General features: G+C 63.6%; 13 protein-coding genes. 5 read left to right on the top strand and 8 right to left on the bottom strand.

The genetic code is table 11. The features are described 5' to 3' along the window. Positions 1 to 5: 5 nt before the first annotated feature. Together KUL25_RS15650 and dxs are read left to right on the top strand one after the other, a co-directional pair. Positions 6 to 857 (top strand): polyprenyl synthetase family protein, encoded by an 852-nt coding sequence (locus tag KUL25_RS15650; protein ID WP_345791000.1) that lies wholly within the window; start codon positions 6 to 8, stop codon positions 855 to 857. 18 nt (positions 858 to 875) lie between these two features. Further along, on the top strand, positions 876 to 2,795 hold the full coding sequence (gene dxs, locus KUL25_RS15645) for a 1-deoxy-D-xylulose-5-phosphate synthase (RefSeq protein WP_257893775.1): 1,920 nt from the start codon (positions 876 to 878) through the stop codon (positions 2,793 to 2,795). A gap of 16 nt (positions 2,796 to 2,811) precedes the next feature. On the opposite strand, the gene KUL25_RS15640 is transcribed toward dxs, so the two are convergent. The 7 genes from KUL25_RS15640 to hslO are packed head-to-tail and all read right to left on the bottom strand — an operon-like array spanning position 2,812 to position 11,380. Further along, the gene (locus KUL25_RS15640; protein WP_257893774.1) at positions 2,812 to 3,588 is read right to left on the bottom strand and encodes an ion transporter; all 777 of its coding nucleotides are present in this window, start codon (positions 3,586 to 3,588) and stop codon (positions 2,812 to 2,814) included. 16 nt (positions 3,589 to 3,604) lie between these two features. Next, positions 3,605 to 4,852 (bottom strand): class I SAM-dependent RNA methyltransferase, encoded by a 1,248-nt coding sequence (locus tag KUL25_RS15635; RefSeq protein WP_257893773.1) that lies wholly within the window; start codon positions 4,850 to 4,852, stop codon positions 3,605 to 3,607. Positions 4,853 to 4,902: 50 nt separating this feature from the next. Continuing rightward, positions 4,903 to 6,762 (bottom strand): ABC transporter ATP-binding protein, encoded by a 1,860-nt coding sequence (locus KUL25_RS15630; RefSeq protein ID WP_427854441.1) that lies wholly within the window; start codon positions 6,760 to 6,762, stop codon positions 4,903 to 4,905. Beyond that, on the bottom strand, positions 6,759 to 8,603 hold the full coding sequence (locus tag KUL25_RS15625; protein ID WP_257893772.1) for an ABC transporter ATP-binding protein: 1,845 nt from the start codon (positions 8,601 to 8,603) through the stop codon (positions 6,759 to 6,761). The genes KUL25_RS15630 and KUL25_RS15625 overlap by 4 nt, the downstream gene beginning before the upstream one ends. Before the next feature lie 53 nt (positions 8,604 to 8,656). Then, positions 8,657 to 9,796 carry a CCA tRNA nucleotidyltransferase gene (locus tag KUL25_RS15620; RefSeq protein ID WP_257894876.1) on the bottom strand — a complete coding sequence of 380 codons (1,140 nt, stop codon included), beginning with the start codon at positions 9,794 to 9,796 and terminating at the stop codon, positions 8,657 to 8,659. Between the two features lie 8 nt (positions 9,797 to 9,804). Next, complete coding sequence (locus KUL25_RS15615; protein WP_257893771.1) at positions 9,805 to 10,395, bottom strand: NUDIX hydrolase; 591 nt, start codon at positions 10,393 to 10,395, stop codon at positions 9,805 to 9,807. Further along, positions 10,379 to 11,380, bottom strand: coding sequence for an Hsp33 family molecular chaperone HslO (hslO, locus tag KUL25_RS15610; RefSeq protein ID WP_257893770.1), 1,002 nt, complete (start codon positions 11,378 to 11,380; stop codon positions 10,379 to 10,381). Before hslO ends, KUL25_RS15615 begins: the two co-directional genes overlap by 17 nt. A 157-nt stretch (positions 11,381 to 11,537) precedes the next feature. On the opposite strand from hslO, the gene KUL25_RS15605 reads away from it, so the two are divergent. Next, complete coding sequence (locus tag KUL25_RS15605) at positions 11,538 to 12,794, top strand: glycosyltransferase family 4 protein (protein WP_257893769.1); 1,257 nt, start codon at positions 11,538 to 11,540, stop codon at positions 12,792 to 12,794. A 134-nt stretch (positions 12,795 to 12,928) separates the two neighbouring features. Here the strand turns inward: KUL25_RS15605 and KUL25_RS15600 are convergent, their stop codons facing one another. Continuing rightward, positions 12,929 to 14,017: a polysaccharide biosynthesis/export family protein gene (locus tag KUL25_RS15600; RefSeq protein ID WP_257893768.1), complete on the bottom strand. Its 1,089-nt coding sequence runs from the start codon at positions 14,015 to 14,017 to the stop codon at positions 12,929 to 12,931. 247 nt (positions 14,018 to 14,264) lie between these two features. On the opposite strand from KUL25_RS15600, the gene galE reads away from it, so the two are divergent. Together galE and KUL25_RS15590 are read left to right on the top strand one after the other, a co-directional pair. Then, positions 14,265 to 15,290, top strand: a complete 1,026-nt coding sequence (galE, locus tag KUL25_RS15595; RefSeq protein WP_257893767.1) for a UDP-glucose 4-epimerase GalE — start codon at positions 14,265 to 14,267, stop codon at positions 15,288 to 15,290. Further along, positions 15,287 to 16,285, top strand: a complete 999-nt coding sequence (locus tag KUL25_RS15590) for an SDR family NAD(P)-dependent oxidoreductase (protein WP_257893766.1) — start codon at positions 15,287 to 15,289, stop codon at positions 16,283 to 16,285. The genes galE and KUL25_RS15590 overlap by 4 nt, the downstream gene beginning before the upstream one ends. Positions 16,286 to 16,293: the final 8 nt, after the last annotated feature.

The raw sequence follows: 16,293 nt of genomic DNA, 5'->3' as shown, positions 1-16,293 counted from the left end.
CGGCGATGACCGATGCGCAAGCGCAGATCGGTGACTTTCTTTCCCGACAGATGGCGCAATTCGGCGACGATACGATCGCCGCTGGCATGCGCTACGCGACCCAGGGCGGCAAACGTTTGCGCGGGTTTCTGGCCCTGGAAAGCGCCGCGCTGTTTGACGTTCCCCGCGACCGGGCGCTTTACGCGGCGGGGGCGGTTGAATGCCTGCACGCCTATTCCCTTGTCCATGATGATCTGCCCTGCATGGACGACGACGATCTGCGCCGCGGCCAGCCCACGGTGCACGTCAAATGGGACGAGGCGACTGCCGTTCTGGTGGGCGACGCCTTGCAGACCTTCGCGTTCGAATTGTTAAGCTGCGAGGACGCAGGCACTGCGGAGGAGGGGTTGGCCCTGGTCGCGAGCCTTGCGAAAGCGAGCGGCGCGCAGGGCATGGTTCTGGGCCAGGCCCAGGATATCGCGGCCGAGACGGCAGGCCGCCCGCTGACGCTGGATGAAATCACCGATCTGCAAGCCAACAAGACCGGGCGTCTTATCGAATGGCCGGCCCAAGCGGGCGCCATTCTGGGTGGTGCGGATCCCGCGCCGTTGAGGGCCTATGCGAAAGCCATCGGCCTCGCCTTCCAGATCGCCGATGACATCCTGGATGTGGAGGGTGATGCGGCCACCGCAGGCAAGGCGCTGCGCAAGGATGCCGACGCCGGGAAGGCGACCTTCGTGTCCCTCCTCGGTTTGCCTGCCGCGAAATCGCGTGCGGCAAACCTCCTCGCAGAGGCCACTGAGGCACTTCAGCCCTATGGCGATAGGGCGCAGACGCTTCGCGATCTGGCGCACTATATAGTGCACCGTGACAAGTAACTGAAAAGGCTAGCCCCTATGAGCGAGCGCCCGACGACACCGCTGTTGGACAAGGTCCACTCCCCCAACGATCTCAAGGGGTTGAGCGACTTTGACCTGAAGCGCCTGGCCGACGAATTGCGGGCCGAGATGATCTGGACGGTCAGTCAGACCGGCGGCCACTTCGGCGCAGGTCTGGGGGTGGTGGAACTTACGGTCGCCTTGCATTCCGTCTTCGACACCCCGCGCGACAAGCTGGTTTGGGACGTCTCGCACCAGTGCTACCCCCACAAGATCCTGACCGGACGGCGCGAGCAGATGTTGACGATCCGTCAGAAAGACGGGCTGTCGGGCTTCACCAAACGCAGCGAGTCGCCCTACGACCCGTTTGGCGCGGCGCATTCGTCGACCTCCATTTCCGCGGCCCTTGGCTTTGCCGTCGCGCGGGATCTGAACGGCGACAGTGACACCGGCCACGGGGATGCGATCGCGGTGATCGGGGATGGGGCCATGTCCGGCGGCATGGCGTTCGAGGCGATGAACAACGCGGGCCACATGGGCAAGCGGTTGATTGTGATCCTGAATGATAACGAGATGTCGATTGCGCCACCCACCGGTGCCATGTCCTCTTACTTATCAAGGCTTTACGCGGGCGCTCCGTTTCAGGAATTCAAGGCCGCAGCCAAAGGCGCGGTGTCGCTGTTGCCGCCCCCGTTCCAGGAAGGCGCCCGTCGCGCGAAAGAGTTGCTGAAGTCTGCCACCGTGGGCGGCACCCTGTTTGAAGAGCTGGGGTTTTCCTACGTTGGGCCGATTGATGGGCATGATATGGAAAGTCTCCTGTCCGTCCTGCGTACCGTGAAAGCGCGTGCCGACGGCCCGATCCTGATTCACGCGATCACTCAGAAGGGCAAGGGATACTCGGAACATCGCGCCGACCGGGGCCATGCGACGGCCAAGTTCAACATCGCCACAGGCGAGCAGGTGAAGGCGCCGTCCAACGCGCCAAGCTACACCAAGGTCTTCGCACAATCCCTGATTGCCGAGGCCGAGGATGATCCCAAAGTGGTCGCCGTTACGGCGGCGATGCCAGATGGGACCGGCCTTGACCTGTTCGCGGAGCGCTTCCCAAGCCGTTGTTTTGATGTCGGAATTGCCGAACAACACGGCGTCACCTTCGCCGCTGGCATGGCGGCCGGGGGCTTGAAGCCGTTCTGCGCGATTTATTCGACGTTTCTGCAACGGGGCTATGATCAGATCGTCCACGACGTTGCCATCCAGCGCCTGCCCGTACGCTTCGCCATTGACCGCGCGGGGCTTGTCGGCGCGGACGGTTGCACGCACGCGGGCAGCTACGACATCAGCTATATGACCAACCTGCCCGGCATGGTCGTGATGGCCGCCGCCGACGAGGCCGAGCTGCGCCATATGGTGCGCACCGCGCTGGAAATCGATGACCGGCCCTCCGCCTTCCGCTTCCCGCGCGGTGAGGGTGTGGGCGTGGAGCTGCCCGAGCGCGGGAAAGCGCTGGAGATTGGGAAAGGCCGCATGATTTCGGAAGGGAACCGCGTGGCGATCCTCAACTTCGGCACCCGGCTGAAAGAGGTACAGGAAGCGGCGGAAACCCTGACCGCCCGAGGCATCACGCCCACCATCGCCGATGCCCGTTTCGCCAAACCGCTGGATGAAGACCTGATCCTGCAACTCGCCCGCCACCATGAGGCGCTGATTACCGTGGAGGAAGGCGCCGTGGGGGGCTTTGGGTCCCACGTGGCGCATCTGCTGGCGGAAAAAGGGGTGTTCGACACCGGGATCAAATACCGGTCGATGGTGCTGCCGGATATCTTCATCGACCAGGCCAGCCCGCGTGACATGTACGCCGTGGCCGGGATGAACGCCGAGGATATCGTGGCGAAAGTGCTGACGACCTTGGGCGTTGAAGTGCTGACCAAGCGCGCTTGACGCCTGCGCGGGTATATCAACCGCGTTTGTCGAGCCGTTCTTCAATGGCCTGCAACTTCTCCAGCACTTCATCGCGGTAGGCATCCGTGGCGGCGTTGCTTTCCTCGGCGTGGGCGTCTTGCATGGAGTTCACCACGAGACCGACGATCAGGTTCACGACCGCAAACGTCGTCACCATGATGAAGGGTACGAAGAACATCCAGGCGTAGGGGAAGACCTCCAGGACCGGGCGGACGATGCCCATGGACCACGACTCGAGCGTCATGATCTGGAACAGCGTGTAAAGCGACAGGCCGATGGTGCCGAACCAGTCGGGGAAGGCATCCCCAAACAGCTTCGTGGCCATGACTGCGCCGATGTAGAAGATGATCGACATCAGCAGGAACACAGAGCCCATGCCGGGCAGGGCCGTCAAAAGCCCTTCGACCACGCGGCGGAGCGACGGGACGGCAGAGACCACGCGCAACACCCGGAGGATCCGCAGCGCCCGCAACACGCTGAGCCCTTGCGCCGCAGGGACCAGGGCGATGCCGACGATCACGAAATCAAACAGGTTCCAGCCGCTGCGGAAAAAGCGCAGACCATGGGCCACCAGCTTCAGCATGATTTCCACCACGAAAATCGCGAGGCAAAGGGTGTCCAGCATCAGGATCAGCGGACCGAAGGACGCCATGATCCTGTCCGAGGTCTCGAGCCCCAGGATCACAGCGTTGAAGACAATCACGCCGACAATGAAATTTCCGACGATGGGGCGCGCCAGCCACTCGGCAAGGCGCGTGCGAAAGTCACTCATGGGGCTCTCCTGCGGATCAGCCGTTGATATGGGCAAGCGAGAAGCGTGCCGCAAGTTCCACATGGGGCGACCAGCGAAATTGATCGACAGGCTGCACCCAATCCAGCGTATATCCGGCATTTGTCAGGACGGCGGCATCGCGCGCGAAGGTCACGGGGTTGCAGGAGACGGCAGCAATGACGGGCACCTGCGCCTTTGCAAGCTCGATGGTTTGGGCCTCTGCGCCCGCGCGGGGTGGGTCGATGACCACGGCGTCGAATTTCGAAAGCTCGTCCGGCAAAAGGGGGCGGCGGAACAGATCGCGCTTTTCCATGGTGATCGGCTTGAGGCCGGTGGCAAAGCGCGTCGCGTGGTCGAGCGCGTCGATCATGTCTGGCGCGGCTTCGACCGCGTGGACCGGGGTCGTTTGCGCCAGAGGCAGGGCGAAGGTGCCGATGCCGCAGAAGAGATCCGCGATATGCTTTGCGCCTTGGGTCGCCTCGGCCACGGCGGCCTGCAAGGCGGCTTCGCCGTCGCGGGTGGCTTGCAGGAACGTCCCCGGCGGCGGCACGACACGGGCGGTGCCAAGGGTCAGACGCGGCGGCGTTTCGGTATAGACCGGTTCATCCCCCTCCGAATTGGACCAGGTGAGGCGCGAGAAACTGCCCTGGACCTGCGGCAAGGCAGCCCGAAGCGGCCCGTCGAGGGGTTTTGCGCCGGTCACATGCAGGTCGATGCCCGTCTCTGTCAGGGTCACTGAAAGGCCCAAAGTAGCCGAGCGCGAGGCGCCGATTTTCACGATCTGCTCCAACGCGGGGATCGTGTCCAACAGGGCCGGTTCCAGAAGAAAACAGTCTCTGATCGGCACGATAGTGCCTGACTTGCGGGCGTGAAAGCCGATCATCGCGCCCTTCTTGGTGCGGGTACCGGCCAGCGTGGCCCGGCGACGGGACCGGGGCGCAGACGTCACGATCGGGCGCAGGGGCGTGGGCAGGTCGTGGGCCTGCAAGGCTGTTGTGATCACACTTGTCTTCCACGCCGCCACGAAATCGTCGGAGGCGTGCATCAGGCTGCACCCGCCGCAGGATTTATAATGCGGGCAGGGCGCTTTCACCCGGTTGGGCGAGGGTGTGATCACGGAAGGTGCGGCGATGCGGTCGCCGTCGACCTCGCCGGAAATGACCTCTCCGGGGAGGGTGCGGGGGACGAAGATCGGGCGGCCAGTGGTGTCCGATGCGATGCCGTCGCCGTGGTGGCCGAGGCGGGTGATGGTGAGTTGGGTCATGGGATGTCTTTGCGGCAAATTTGGCCCCGGGCCAAGGCCCGGTCTACGGGTTATTCCGCCGCTGCCGCCTCGTCCAACCCGATGAAGCCGCCCGATTGGCGGTTCCAGTAGCGGGCGTAGAGGCCGTCTTGCGCCAGCAGTTCGGCATGGGTGCCGTCTTCGGCGATCTTGCCGTCATCGAGCACAATGATCCGGTCCATCTCGCTGAGCGTGGACAAGCGGTGGGCGATGGCGATGACGGTCTTGCCCTCCATCACCGAATGGAGGGTGTCCTGGATTGCTGCCTCGACCTCGGAATCGAGGGCGCTTGTCGCCTCGTCCAGCACCAACACCGGCGCGTCCTTCAGGAAGGCGCGGGCGAGGGCGACGCGCTGGCGCTGGCCGCCGGAAAGCTTCACGCCCCTCTCACCCAGAAACGCGTCATAGCCCGCGTTGTCGCGGTGGTCGCGCAGGCCGAGGATGAAATCATGGGCCTCGGCGCGCTTGGCGGCCTCGATCACCTCGGCCTCGGAGGCATCGGGGCGGCCATAAAGGATGTTGTCGCGGGCCGTCCGGTTGAACATCGCGGTGTCCTGCGTGACCATGGCGATCTGCTGGCGCAGGCTGTCCTGCGTCACGCCGCGCACGTCGATGCCGTCCACCAGAATACGACCCTGTTCGGCATCATAGAGCCGCATCAGAAGCGCCACGAGGGTGGATTTCCCGGCCCCGGAGGCGCCCACGACACCCAGTTTCTCGCCGGGGGCAACGATAAGGTCGATGGCGTCGATCCCGCCCGTCCGCTGACCGTAAGCGAAGGAGACGGAGTCAAAGGTGATCTCGCCCCGCACACGGGGCAGGGGCCGCGCGCCATCTGTATCGGTCAGCCCATGGGGTGGGGTGAGGGTGCGCATGCCGTCCTCAAGCTCGCCAAGGTTGGCGTAGATGCCCATCAGCGTGAACGACACCCAGCCGGTCATCTGGGAAATCCGCATGGAGATCGCCCCGATCGCGGCGATGTCGCCCGGCGTGGCCTGGCCGTTCTGCCACAGCACAATGCCGCTGAGAACAAGAACCACGGGCAGCAGTCCGGCGGTGGTCATAAGGGCGAACCGGAAGCCCGTCGACAGCGTGCCGAACCGCAAGGCGGCGGTGCGGTAGTCGTCCATGGCGTCGGTCGCGGCGGCATCCTCGTGATCGGTGTGGCCAAATAGCTTCACCGTCTTGATGTTGGTGATCGTATCGACGACCTGCCCCGTGACGTTGGCCCGTGTCGCCGCCCGCGCCTTGGAGCGGGCGCGGATACGCGGCAGGTACCAGCGGATCATCACCGTATAAAGCCCGCACCACACCACCAGCGCCAGGGCAATACGCCAGTCGATGGCCACCAGCAGGACGATGGTCCCGATCAACGTGATGATCGCATAGGCGGCGGCGTTGATGACCTCGGTCACGATGTTCACCATCGCGGTGGCGGCCTGCATCTGCTTCTGCGCGATGCGGCCCGCGAAATCGTTGTCGAAGAAGCTGATGTCGTGGCCAAGCGTCCAGCGGTGCAGGCGGGACTGTACCAGCGGCGCAATGTTGGGCGGCAAGACGATGCCGGTGAACGCGGCGGAGGCGCCGAAGAACAGCGGGCGGATCATCAGGTAGAAGGCGACGTAGGCCACGATCAGAAACGCGTTCTCCGCCAGATAGCCCGCGTTGGACCCGGTCGTCGTGTCGATAAGCGCCCCAAGGAACCAAGCGGCCGCAACCTCCATTAGGCCCGCGAGGCCTGACATCATGGCCGCGATGATCATGATCGGCCAAGCGCCCGACAAGCACCAGCGCATGAACGGCCATAGCGTGCGCGGCGGCGGGCCGTCAGCGGCCGCGAAAGCCGGAACCAGCCCTGCGAGCCAGTCCACGATGCGCATCACTGTTGTCATTCCGCGCCCTCATCCAATCCGATGAACCCGCCCGATTGACGCGCCCAGAAGCCTGCATATAGGCCGCCCTTTGCCAAAAGCGCGTCGTGGGTGCCGTCTTCGACGATATGACCGTCGTCCAGCACGATGATCCGGTCCATCCGCGCAATCGTGGACAGGCGGTGGGCGATGGCGATGACGGTTTTACCCTCCATCACGCCATAGAGCGTTTCCTGGATCTGCGCCTCGACCTCGCTGTCGAGGGCGGAAGTCGCCTCATCCAGCACCAGGATGGGCGCGTTCTTCAGGATGGCACGGGCCAGCGTGACCCGCTGCCGTTGGCCACCAGAAAGCTTCACCCCCCGTTCGCCGACATGGGCGTCATAGCCGCGCCGCCCTTGGGGGTCTTGCAGATCAAGGATGAACTCATGCGCTTCGGCGCGTTTGGCGGCTTCGATCATCGCCGCGTCCGAGGCATCGGGCGCCCCGTAAAGGATATTGTCCCGCACCGAGCGGTGCAGCAGAGACGAGTCCTGTTGCACCATGCCGATCACACGCCGCAAGCTATCTTGCTGCACCAGCGCAATATCCTGCCCGTCGATCAGAATGCGACCCTGTTCCGCATCGTAGAACCGTAACAACAGCTTCACGAGAGACGATTTCCCGGCCCCAGACCGCCCCACAAGGCCGATCTTTTCGCCCGGCTTGATGGTCAGCGAAATGTTGTCCAAGCCGCCTGCGCCGCGCCCGTAGTGATGGCTGAGGTTCTCCAGAACGACTTCGCCCTCCGTCAGGCGCAGGGGCTTGGCGTCGGCGGCATCGACCAGGTCAATCGGCTCGGTGATGGTCTCCATCCCCTCGGCCACCACGCCCAGGGCGCGAAAGAAGGTGGAGACGGCCCACATGATCCAGCCGGTCATGGCCGACAGGCGCAGGGCCAGCGCGGTGGCGGCGGCGACAACGCCCACAGACGCCGCGCCCTGGGACCACAGCAAGATCCCCCAGCCCACGACCGCCACGATCAGGAAGCCGTTCAACGTCACCAGCATCACGTCCATGGTGGTGAAAATCCGCATCTCTTTCGCGAAGGTCTGGCGGGTGAATTCGATCGCCTCCTTGGCGTAGGCAAGCTCTGTATCGTTATGGGCGAACAGCTTCACCGCATGGATGTTGGTGTAGCTGTCCACCACGCGCCCCGTCGTCATCGACCGCGCGTCGGACGCCGCCTTGGAGGCAGGTCCCACCCGCCGCATCGTCCAGCGGAGCAAAAGCGCGTAAAGCGTGAACCACACGACCAGCGGCAGCGCCAGCCGAGGGTCTGATCCCATCAGCAGAATCACCGCGCCCACCAGATAGGCCAGCGAGAAGGTGATCGCGTCGAACACCTGGAAGATCGCGTCCCCGGCACTGCCGGGCGTCTGCATGATCCGGTTGGCGATGCGACCCGCGAAGTCGTTTTCGAAGAAGCCCACGGATTGGCGCAGCACCTGTTTGTGGGCGCGCCAACGCACCAAAGCGCCGAACTGCGGCAGGATCGCGTTGTTCAAAAGCGCCACGTCGAGGCCTTGCAGAAGCGGCCGGATTGTGAGGATGAACACGGCGGCCAGCGTCAGCTCCAACCCGTAATCCGCCAGCACGGTCGCCGGATCGCCCGAGGACATCAGGTCAACGACCCGGCCCATGTACCAGATCAGCCCGATCTCGATCGCCGCCACGACCACCGACATGAAGGCGGTCAGCGCAAAGAGCCCTTTGAAGGGCTGCGAATAGTCCCAAAGGAACGGCCATAGACGGCGAGGGGGGCGATCCTGTTCGGCATGGGCCACATAGGGATCGACCAGATTTTCGAATTTTTTGAACATGACAACACCCCGTGTCAGGCGCGAGATATAGCGCGCCCGTGGGAGAATGACCATTACTGGCTGAGAAGCTGGTCCTTCGTCAGTGAGAAGCTGCTATTGATCCACGCGGTTTCCAACGCCTTGAGGCGATCCCCAAGCGCTTTGCCCTGCACCTGGGGCAGATCAGCGGCCTTCACTGGAAACACCGCGCGCGCGCCGTCTTCCACCGCACGCAACGCGTCTTCGCCCGAAGGCCGCTCAATCAGCGCGGCGCGCAGCGCCAGCACATCGCGGGCCGCATCCCGCCCGTGGCGATAGCCGAGGGCACCCGGAGGGCTCATGCCCGCCATCTCTTCGCGGTATAGCGCCAGGCGTCTGGCATCGGCTTTCGACAACCGCAGCCTTTCCGCCACATCCTCCCCCCCAAGGGCCGCGAGGCGGCGCACGGCATCAAGCGCAAGGCCATCCTCCAGCCCCGTCAGAACCGTCAACGCCCGCGACGAGGCCCCCGGCAAGACCGCCGCAAGGACGCCCGTCTGTTCCATCGCCGCGACAGCGGGCGCGGGATCGGGCGCGGAGAGGAGTTTGCAGATCTCGGCCCCCACCCGCTCGCGCGACAGGGATGCAAGTGCGTCGACACCCGCCGCGCAGGCGGCCAGCGCTTCGGCGTCCATGCCGCCAGCAGGGTCGGCGTACCACGCATGAAACCGGAAGAACCGCAGAATGCGCAGGTAGTCTTCCGCGATCCGTGCATCCGCATCGCCAATGAAGCGCACCCGCCGCGCTTCCAGGTCTGCCAAACCCTCTCCATTGGGGTCCAGAACCGCGCCATCACGGGTCGCATAGAGCGCGTTCATGGTGAAGTCGCGCCGCGCAGCATCTTCGGCCAGTTCACCGGTGAAGGCCACCGACGCGCGCCGACCATCCGTCTCTATATCGCGGCGTAGGGTCGTGATTTCATGGGGTCTGCCGTCGGCCACGAGCGTTACGGTTCCGTGGTCGATGCCCGTCGGCACGGCCCTCAGCCCCGCGACTGCGGCCAGTTCCATCACCTTCTCGGGCCGCACCTCGGTGCAGATATCGATATCCGCCACCTCCAGGCCCAACAGCCCGTTGCGCACGCAACCGCCCACGAACCAGGCGCCGTGCCCGGCCAGCGCATCAAAGACCGCTGTGGTGCCCGCATCCGTCAGCCATTCCGCCTGCAACCGCATCCCGCCACTCATGACGCAATCCTGTCCGCGAGCGATTTCAGCATCCGCGCCGTCGCGCCCCAGATGTAATAGGGCCCGTAGGGCACCACGAAGTATTCTCGCCGTATCCCGCGCCAGCGGCGGCCTTCGACGACGTAATTTGCGGGGTCCATCAGGAACGTCAGCGGTACGCGGAACACTTCTGCCACTTCACCGGGCTCCGGTGTGGCGGTGAACTCCATCTCGATCCGCGCAAGGAATGGCGTGACCGCGTAGCTTGTCACCGTCTCATGGGGGGGCAGTTCGGCCAGGATCGTGACGTTGGAGGGGTCGAGGCCGATTTCTTCACGCGCCTCCCGCAGGGCCGCTTCGGCCAGTGTCTCACCCGCATCCATCTTTCCGCCGGGAAAGGCGATCTGGCCGGGGTGGTGTTTCAGGGTCGAGGCGCGTTTGGTCAGGATCACGTCATCCCCCAAAACGCCAATCAGCACGGCAGCGGGGCGCAGCACGCGCCCTTCGGGCTGCACAACACCGGGGTTGAGGTCGTAATCCGAAGAAGGCCGCGCCGGAACGACATCCAGCGCGGCCTTCAAGGTTTGCAAATCAAACAGGCGACCCATCGGGGGCCTTTTCTGCCTCGAACCCCAACGTCAGCGGGTCGAAGTCATAGTGTTTGCCGCAGAACTGGCAATCTGCCGTCACGCGGCCCGCGTCCGTGGTCATATGCGCGATGTCCTTGGCCGAGTAGATCGACAAGGACTGGCGCACGCGATCCTCGGAACAGGTGCAGCCGAAGCCCACGGGTTGGGCATCGAAGACGCGGGGCTGTTCCTCGTGAAACAGGCGCACCAACAGTTCCGTCGGGGCGACATGGGGTCCGATCAGTTCCAACGCATCGGCCGTTTGCAGCAGAATGTTGGCGCGGTTCCAATCCTCGGCCTTGTCAGGCTCGATCAGATCCTCGGCCGACAGCAACCCATCCTCACCGGAGGGCGCGCCCTGTGCTTCCAGCGACGCCTCGGGCATGACCTGAAGCATCACGCCGCCCGCGCGCCAGCTTTCGGTCTGGCCGGGCTCTTGCGCGCGACCGTAGGAAAGCTTGAACGAGGTTGGCAACTGCTCGGACTGGGCAAAATATGCCTCTGCACAGGTGGACAGAGACCCACCTGCAATCGGTGTGATGCCCTGATAGGGTGTCATATCCGTCCCCTGATCGATCAGGATCGCGAAGTAACCCGCCCCGATCTGCTCAAACGCAGGTGCGGACGCCTCCAGCCGCTCGGCGTCATAGGACGCATAAGCGCGGATCTGCGCAGGTTCGCCCGGCGCTTTGGGTGCCACGAAATCCGTCGCGATCAGCCGGATCGGCCCATCGCCGCGCACCTGCAACGACAGTTTCCAGCGCAGCTTGATCGTTTGCCCGATCAGCGCCGTCAGCAGCGCCATCTCGGCCACCAGCGCCTCTACGGGAGCCGGATAATCGTGCTGCGACAGGATCCGGTCCAAAGCCGTATCCAGACGCGCCACGCGGCCGCGGATGTCCGAGCGGTCGAGTTGGAACGGCAATACCGTGTCGTCCCACGCAAGTTTTGTGGTCAAAGTCATGGGGTCATCCCCCCCTTTACCGAATTATTGGAAGTTCTGGTCCCATATAGGAGCGGTGTGGGCAACACCAAACCCCTCTCTTGCCGCAGTTCTGCCTTGCACCTGCCGCATGGGATTGGGACACCCGCCGTCAAACAAAGCCGAGTGTAGCGTTCCGATGAAAATTCTTTTCGTGCATCAAAACTTCCCCGGTCAGTACCGAGAGCTGTTCTCGTGGCTGCGCGCGCAGGGGGGCCATGAATTGGTGTTCCTGACTCAGCGCAAGGACGTGCCGGTCATGGAAGGCGCACGCATCGTGACCTATGCGACCCATCACAAGCCCGCCAAGGATGCCTACGCCCTGACCCAATACTGGGAGGAATGCGCCGGCAACGGCTTTGGCTGCGCGCAGGCCGCCGGCAAGCTGCGCAAGGACGGGTTCACGCCCGATATCATCCTGGGCCATGTGGGGTGGGGAGAGTTGACGTTCCTGAAAGAGATTTGGCCCGATGTCCCGATCATCGGCTACTTCGAGTATTATTTCCTCGCCAAGGGCGGCAGCGTCGGTTTCGACCCGGAATTTCCCGCCAGCCCCCATGCGCCCTTCACCATGCACGCGCGCAACGCGGTGAACTTCGCCAATATCCAGACGGTCGACAAGGGCCATTCTCCCACCCAATGGCAGTGCGACACCTTCCCGGCTGCCTTCAAGGAGAAGATCTACGTCAAGCACGACGGCATCCGCACCGACAAGCTGAAGCCCGACCCGGACGCGCAGGTTGCGCTTGGCCGTCTTGGGCGTCCCGTCACCAAGGATGATGAGATCTTCACCTACATGGCCCGCAACATGGAACCGACGCGCGGCTTCCATTCGTTCATGCGCGCGCTGCCCCATATCCTGGACGCGCGCCCCAATGCGCGGGCGCTGATCATTGGCGGGTCTGAGGTGAGTTACGGCAAGAAGTCAGGCTCGGAAGGGGGGTACAGAGCCGAAATGGAGAAGGAAGTCGGCGATGCCGTCGATTGGTCCCGGGTCCATTTCCTGGGGCGGGTGCCCTATGAGGATTACCAGAAGATCATCCAGGTCAGCCGCTGCCACATCTACCTGACGGTACCTTTCGTGCTGTCGTGGTCGTGTCTGGAGGCCATGTCGATGGGCGCCACGATCGTCGCGTCCGACGTGGCCCCGGTGCGCGAGGCGATCGAGCATGGCAAGACCGGGCTGCTGGTGGATTTCTTCGACCCCAAGGACATCGCCCGCAAGGTGGTGGATGTGCTGGAACGCCCCGGCACCTATGCTCATCTGGGACCGGCGGCGCGCAAGCATGTGGTGGCGCACTATGATTTCATGAAGGTGTGCCTGCCCGAGCACTTGCGCCAGATGAACGCGCTGGTTCCCAAGGCGAAACGGATCGAGGTTCCCGGGCTCAAGTAGGCTGCGTGGGGGTAGTGCAGTTTCCTGCGCTCAAGTAGCCCTAAGGGCGGTAGCGCATTTTCCCGCGCTCAAGTAGCCCGCAGGGCGGTAGCGCATTTTCCCGCGCTCAAGTAGCCCGCAGGGCGGTAGCGCAATTAAAGATTATTCGCTGCCCCAACCAGTCCGAAGGCAGACCCGATCAGGCCGAAGATCGTCTGCACACCAGTCACAGGGCTTTCCGTGACCAGCACCAGATCGCCGGGATAGATGCGGAAGTTGCGGGCCGAGAACAGGCCGTCCGCATTCGTCATATCCAGAGAAAACACCACGCGCGATTGAGTGGGGCCGCGCGTATCGGTGCGCACGGCTGACGTTGGATACTCGCGCAGGATCAGGATACCACCCGGATCACCCCGACGGCTTTCAACGCCGCCGATGATCGCCAGCGCATCCAGCGCGGTCACATGGTCCTGTGGGAACCCATGCTGGTTCTGTTGCCCTGCCGCGCCGAGCGACAGGAAATAGCGGCGATCGTCTTCTACAATGACCCGGTCCCCGCCGCGCAGCAGCGTATCAAGGCCCGGCTCTGCAAACAGGCGATCGATCGAGGTGCCGTAGATCGACCCTGCGCGGATCAGCCGGATCTGCGGGTTCTCCATCCCCGCCCTGACGCCGCCCGCATCCGCGATGGCGTTCAAGACGGTGTAGTTCCGATCCGGCATCGGAAGACGCCCGGGCGCGCCGACACCGCCGACCAGATCGATGGAGTTTGTGCGACCCTCTACCAGTTCCAGCTGGACCTGCGCAGAGGGCGCGATGATGTCGATCTCTTCCTGCAACCGCTCACGGGCCAGCTGCGTGGACATGCCCGACAGGCGGACATTGCCAACGTAGGGCACGAAGATCGTGCCATCGGGGCCCACGGTCAGGGCCTCGATCACGGCAGAGGCCTCACCATTGGTCAGCAGGCTGTCATCGGCGCTGTCCCAGACCGTCAATCGCAACTGGTCGCCCGAGGCGATGACCTGCGTGCGCGCCCCGCCCGAGGTGGGGATCCAGGTCAGGTGACGCTCTCCGGTGGCGGGCCATTCGGCAAGGATGCCAAGGAAATCACGGGTCACGGGGTAGACGGCGAAATCGGCAACCTCGCCGCTGGCAGCCTCGGTCACCTCACGCTCGACCGGTGCGCCACGGGGCAGCGCATCGCAAGCCACAAGGACCAGCGACATCATGGCGAACGCCATAACCGAAGAAAACCGCAATCGGGCCATGGGCGTCAGAGATCCCCCCAAATTAGGTGACAAACCTTTGATTAGAGATGACGTTTACAGGGCCGCCGCGTGCCGTCAACGGCGCGACGCGCATTCCGGTGGGGGCGATGCATAATTATCCTAGACGATGAAACATGCCCTAGGCCTTTGACGGCAGGGGCTGTTCCGTGGCAATCGGGTCGCAACACGAAGACGGCAGGTCGGGCAAGGCACACCGCGGATGGCAGAACATATTCTTTTGACGGGTGGTGCCGGGTACATCGGCTCTCATACCTATGTGGCCTTGATCGAGGCCGGGTATGAGGTGACGATTCTCGACAATTTCCAGAACGCCAACAGGTCCGTCGTGGAGAGGCTGGAGGCCTTGACGGGCAAGCCGGTGAACGTGGCCGAAGCCGATGTGCGCGACGCCACGACGCTGGGTGGGCTGTTCTCGGAACACCAATTCGACGCGGTGGTGCATTTCGCGGCCCTGAAGGCGGTCAGTGAGTCCGTCGACAGGCCGTTGGACTACTTCGACGTCAACATCAGCGGTTTGATCAACCTGCTGCGGGTGATGGATGCGGCGGGGTGCCGGAAGATCGTGTTCTCGTCGTCCGCCACCGTCTACGGCGTCCCCGACGAGACGCCGACGCCGGAAACCGCCGAGTTTCGCGCGATGAACCCCTACGGCCAGACCAAGATTTCCGGCGAACAGATCCTGGGCCAACTGGCCGCCGCTGATGACCGCTGGAACATCGGTATCCTGCGCTACTTCAACCCCGCCGGAGCCCATTCCAGTCATATGATCGGCGAGGACCCGCGCGACATTCCCAACAACCTGATGCCCTATATCGCCAAGGTCGCCGCTGGCGAATTGGATGAGCTTCAGGTTTTTGGCGATGACTACGACACTCCCGACGGCACCGGCGTGCGGGATTATATCCACGTCGAAGACCTTGCGCGCGGGCACGTCCTTTCACTTGCCGCCCTCTTGGGGGACAGTAAAAACCACCTCGTGAACCTTGGCACCGGGATCGGCAATTCGGTGATGGAAGTTGTGGCCGCCTACAAGCGCGCCTCCAATCGTGACATCCCCAGCCGCATCGTCGAGCGTCGCGCAGGCGACGTGCCGATCTATGTGGCGAAGGCCGACAAGGCAGAGGAAGTTCTGGGCTTCCGTACGGAAAAGAGCCTTGATGAAATGTGCGCTTCCAGTTGGGCGTGGATCGTCGGGCCCCACAGCCAGGAGGAGCCCGAGCAATGAGAACGGCCCTTGTCACAGGTTCCGCCGGGTTCATCGGCTACCACCTTTGTGCGCGACTTCTGGCCGACGGCTGGAAGGTCGTCGGCATCGACGCGATGACCGATTATTACGAGGTTGCGCTGAAGGATGCGCGACTTGCGATGCTGATGGAGAGCGAGGCTTTCACGCCCGTTCAAGCCCGGATCGAGACGCCCGGCGTCCTGCATGATCTGTTCAAGGCGCATCGCCCGGAGGCGGTGATCCACCTCGCCGCGCAAGCGGGCGTGCGCTATTCGATCGAAAACCCCGAAAGCTACGTGGAAGCCAACCTGATCGGCACCTTCCGCCTGCTGGAGGCGATGCGCGCCTTCCCGCCCGCCCATTCGCTGCTGGCCAGCACCTCATCCGCCTACGGGGCGAACACTGAAATGCCCTACGTCGAGACGATGAAGACCGATCACCAGGTCTCGTTCTACGCGGCGACCAAGAAGGCCAACGAGTCGATGGCCCACAGCTACGCGCACCTTTATGACCTGCCCACGACGATGTTCCGCTTCTTCACCGTCTATGGCCCATGGGGCCGCCCCGACATGGCGCCGCACAAGTTCACCAAGGCGATCCTGGAAGGCCGCCCCATCGACGTCTACAACCACGGCGAGATGTCGCGCGACTTCACCTATGTGACCGATTTGGTCGACGGTATCGTGCGCTTGATCGAAGCGGTTCCCGGTGATGATCCGGTGGAGGGCGACAGCCTGAGCCCGGTCGCGCCCTACCGCGTGGTGAACATCGGCAATTCGGAATCCGTCCCGTTGATGGATTTCATCGGCGCAATCGAGACCGCCACCGGGATCACCGCCGAGAAGAACATGATGGAGATGCAACCCGGCGACGTTCATGCCACCTGGGCCGACGCCAGCCTGTTGCAGCACCTGACGCAATACAAACCCCGGACCCAAGTGCCCGAGGGTGTCGCCCATTTCGTCGCGTGGTATCGCGACTACTATATAATCTGAAGTCGCCC

Origin of the sequence: Gymnodinialimonas phycosphaerae, from assembly GCF_019195455.1 — a bacterium.
Lineage (GTDB): Bacteria > Pseudomonadota > Alphaproteobacteria > Rhodobacterales > Rhodobacteraceae > Gymnodinialimonas > Gymnodinialimonas phycosphaerae.
The sequence above is the reverse complement of the archived record's forward strand: the minus strand, read 5'-3'. Positions and strand labels throughout refer to the sequence as shown.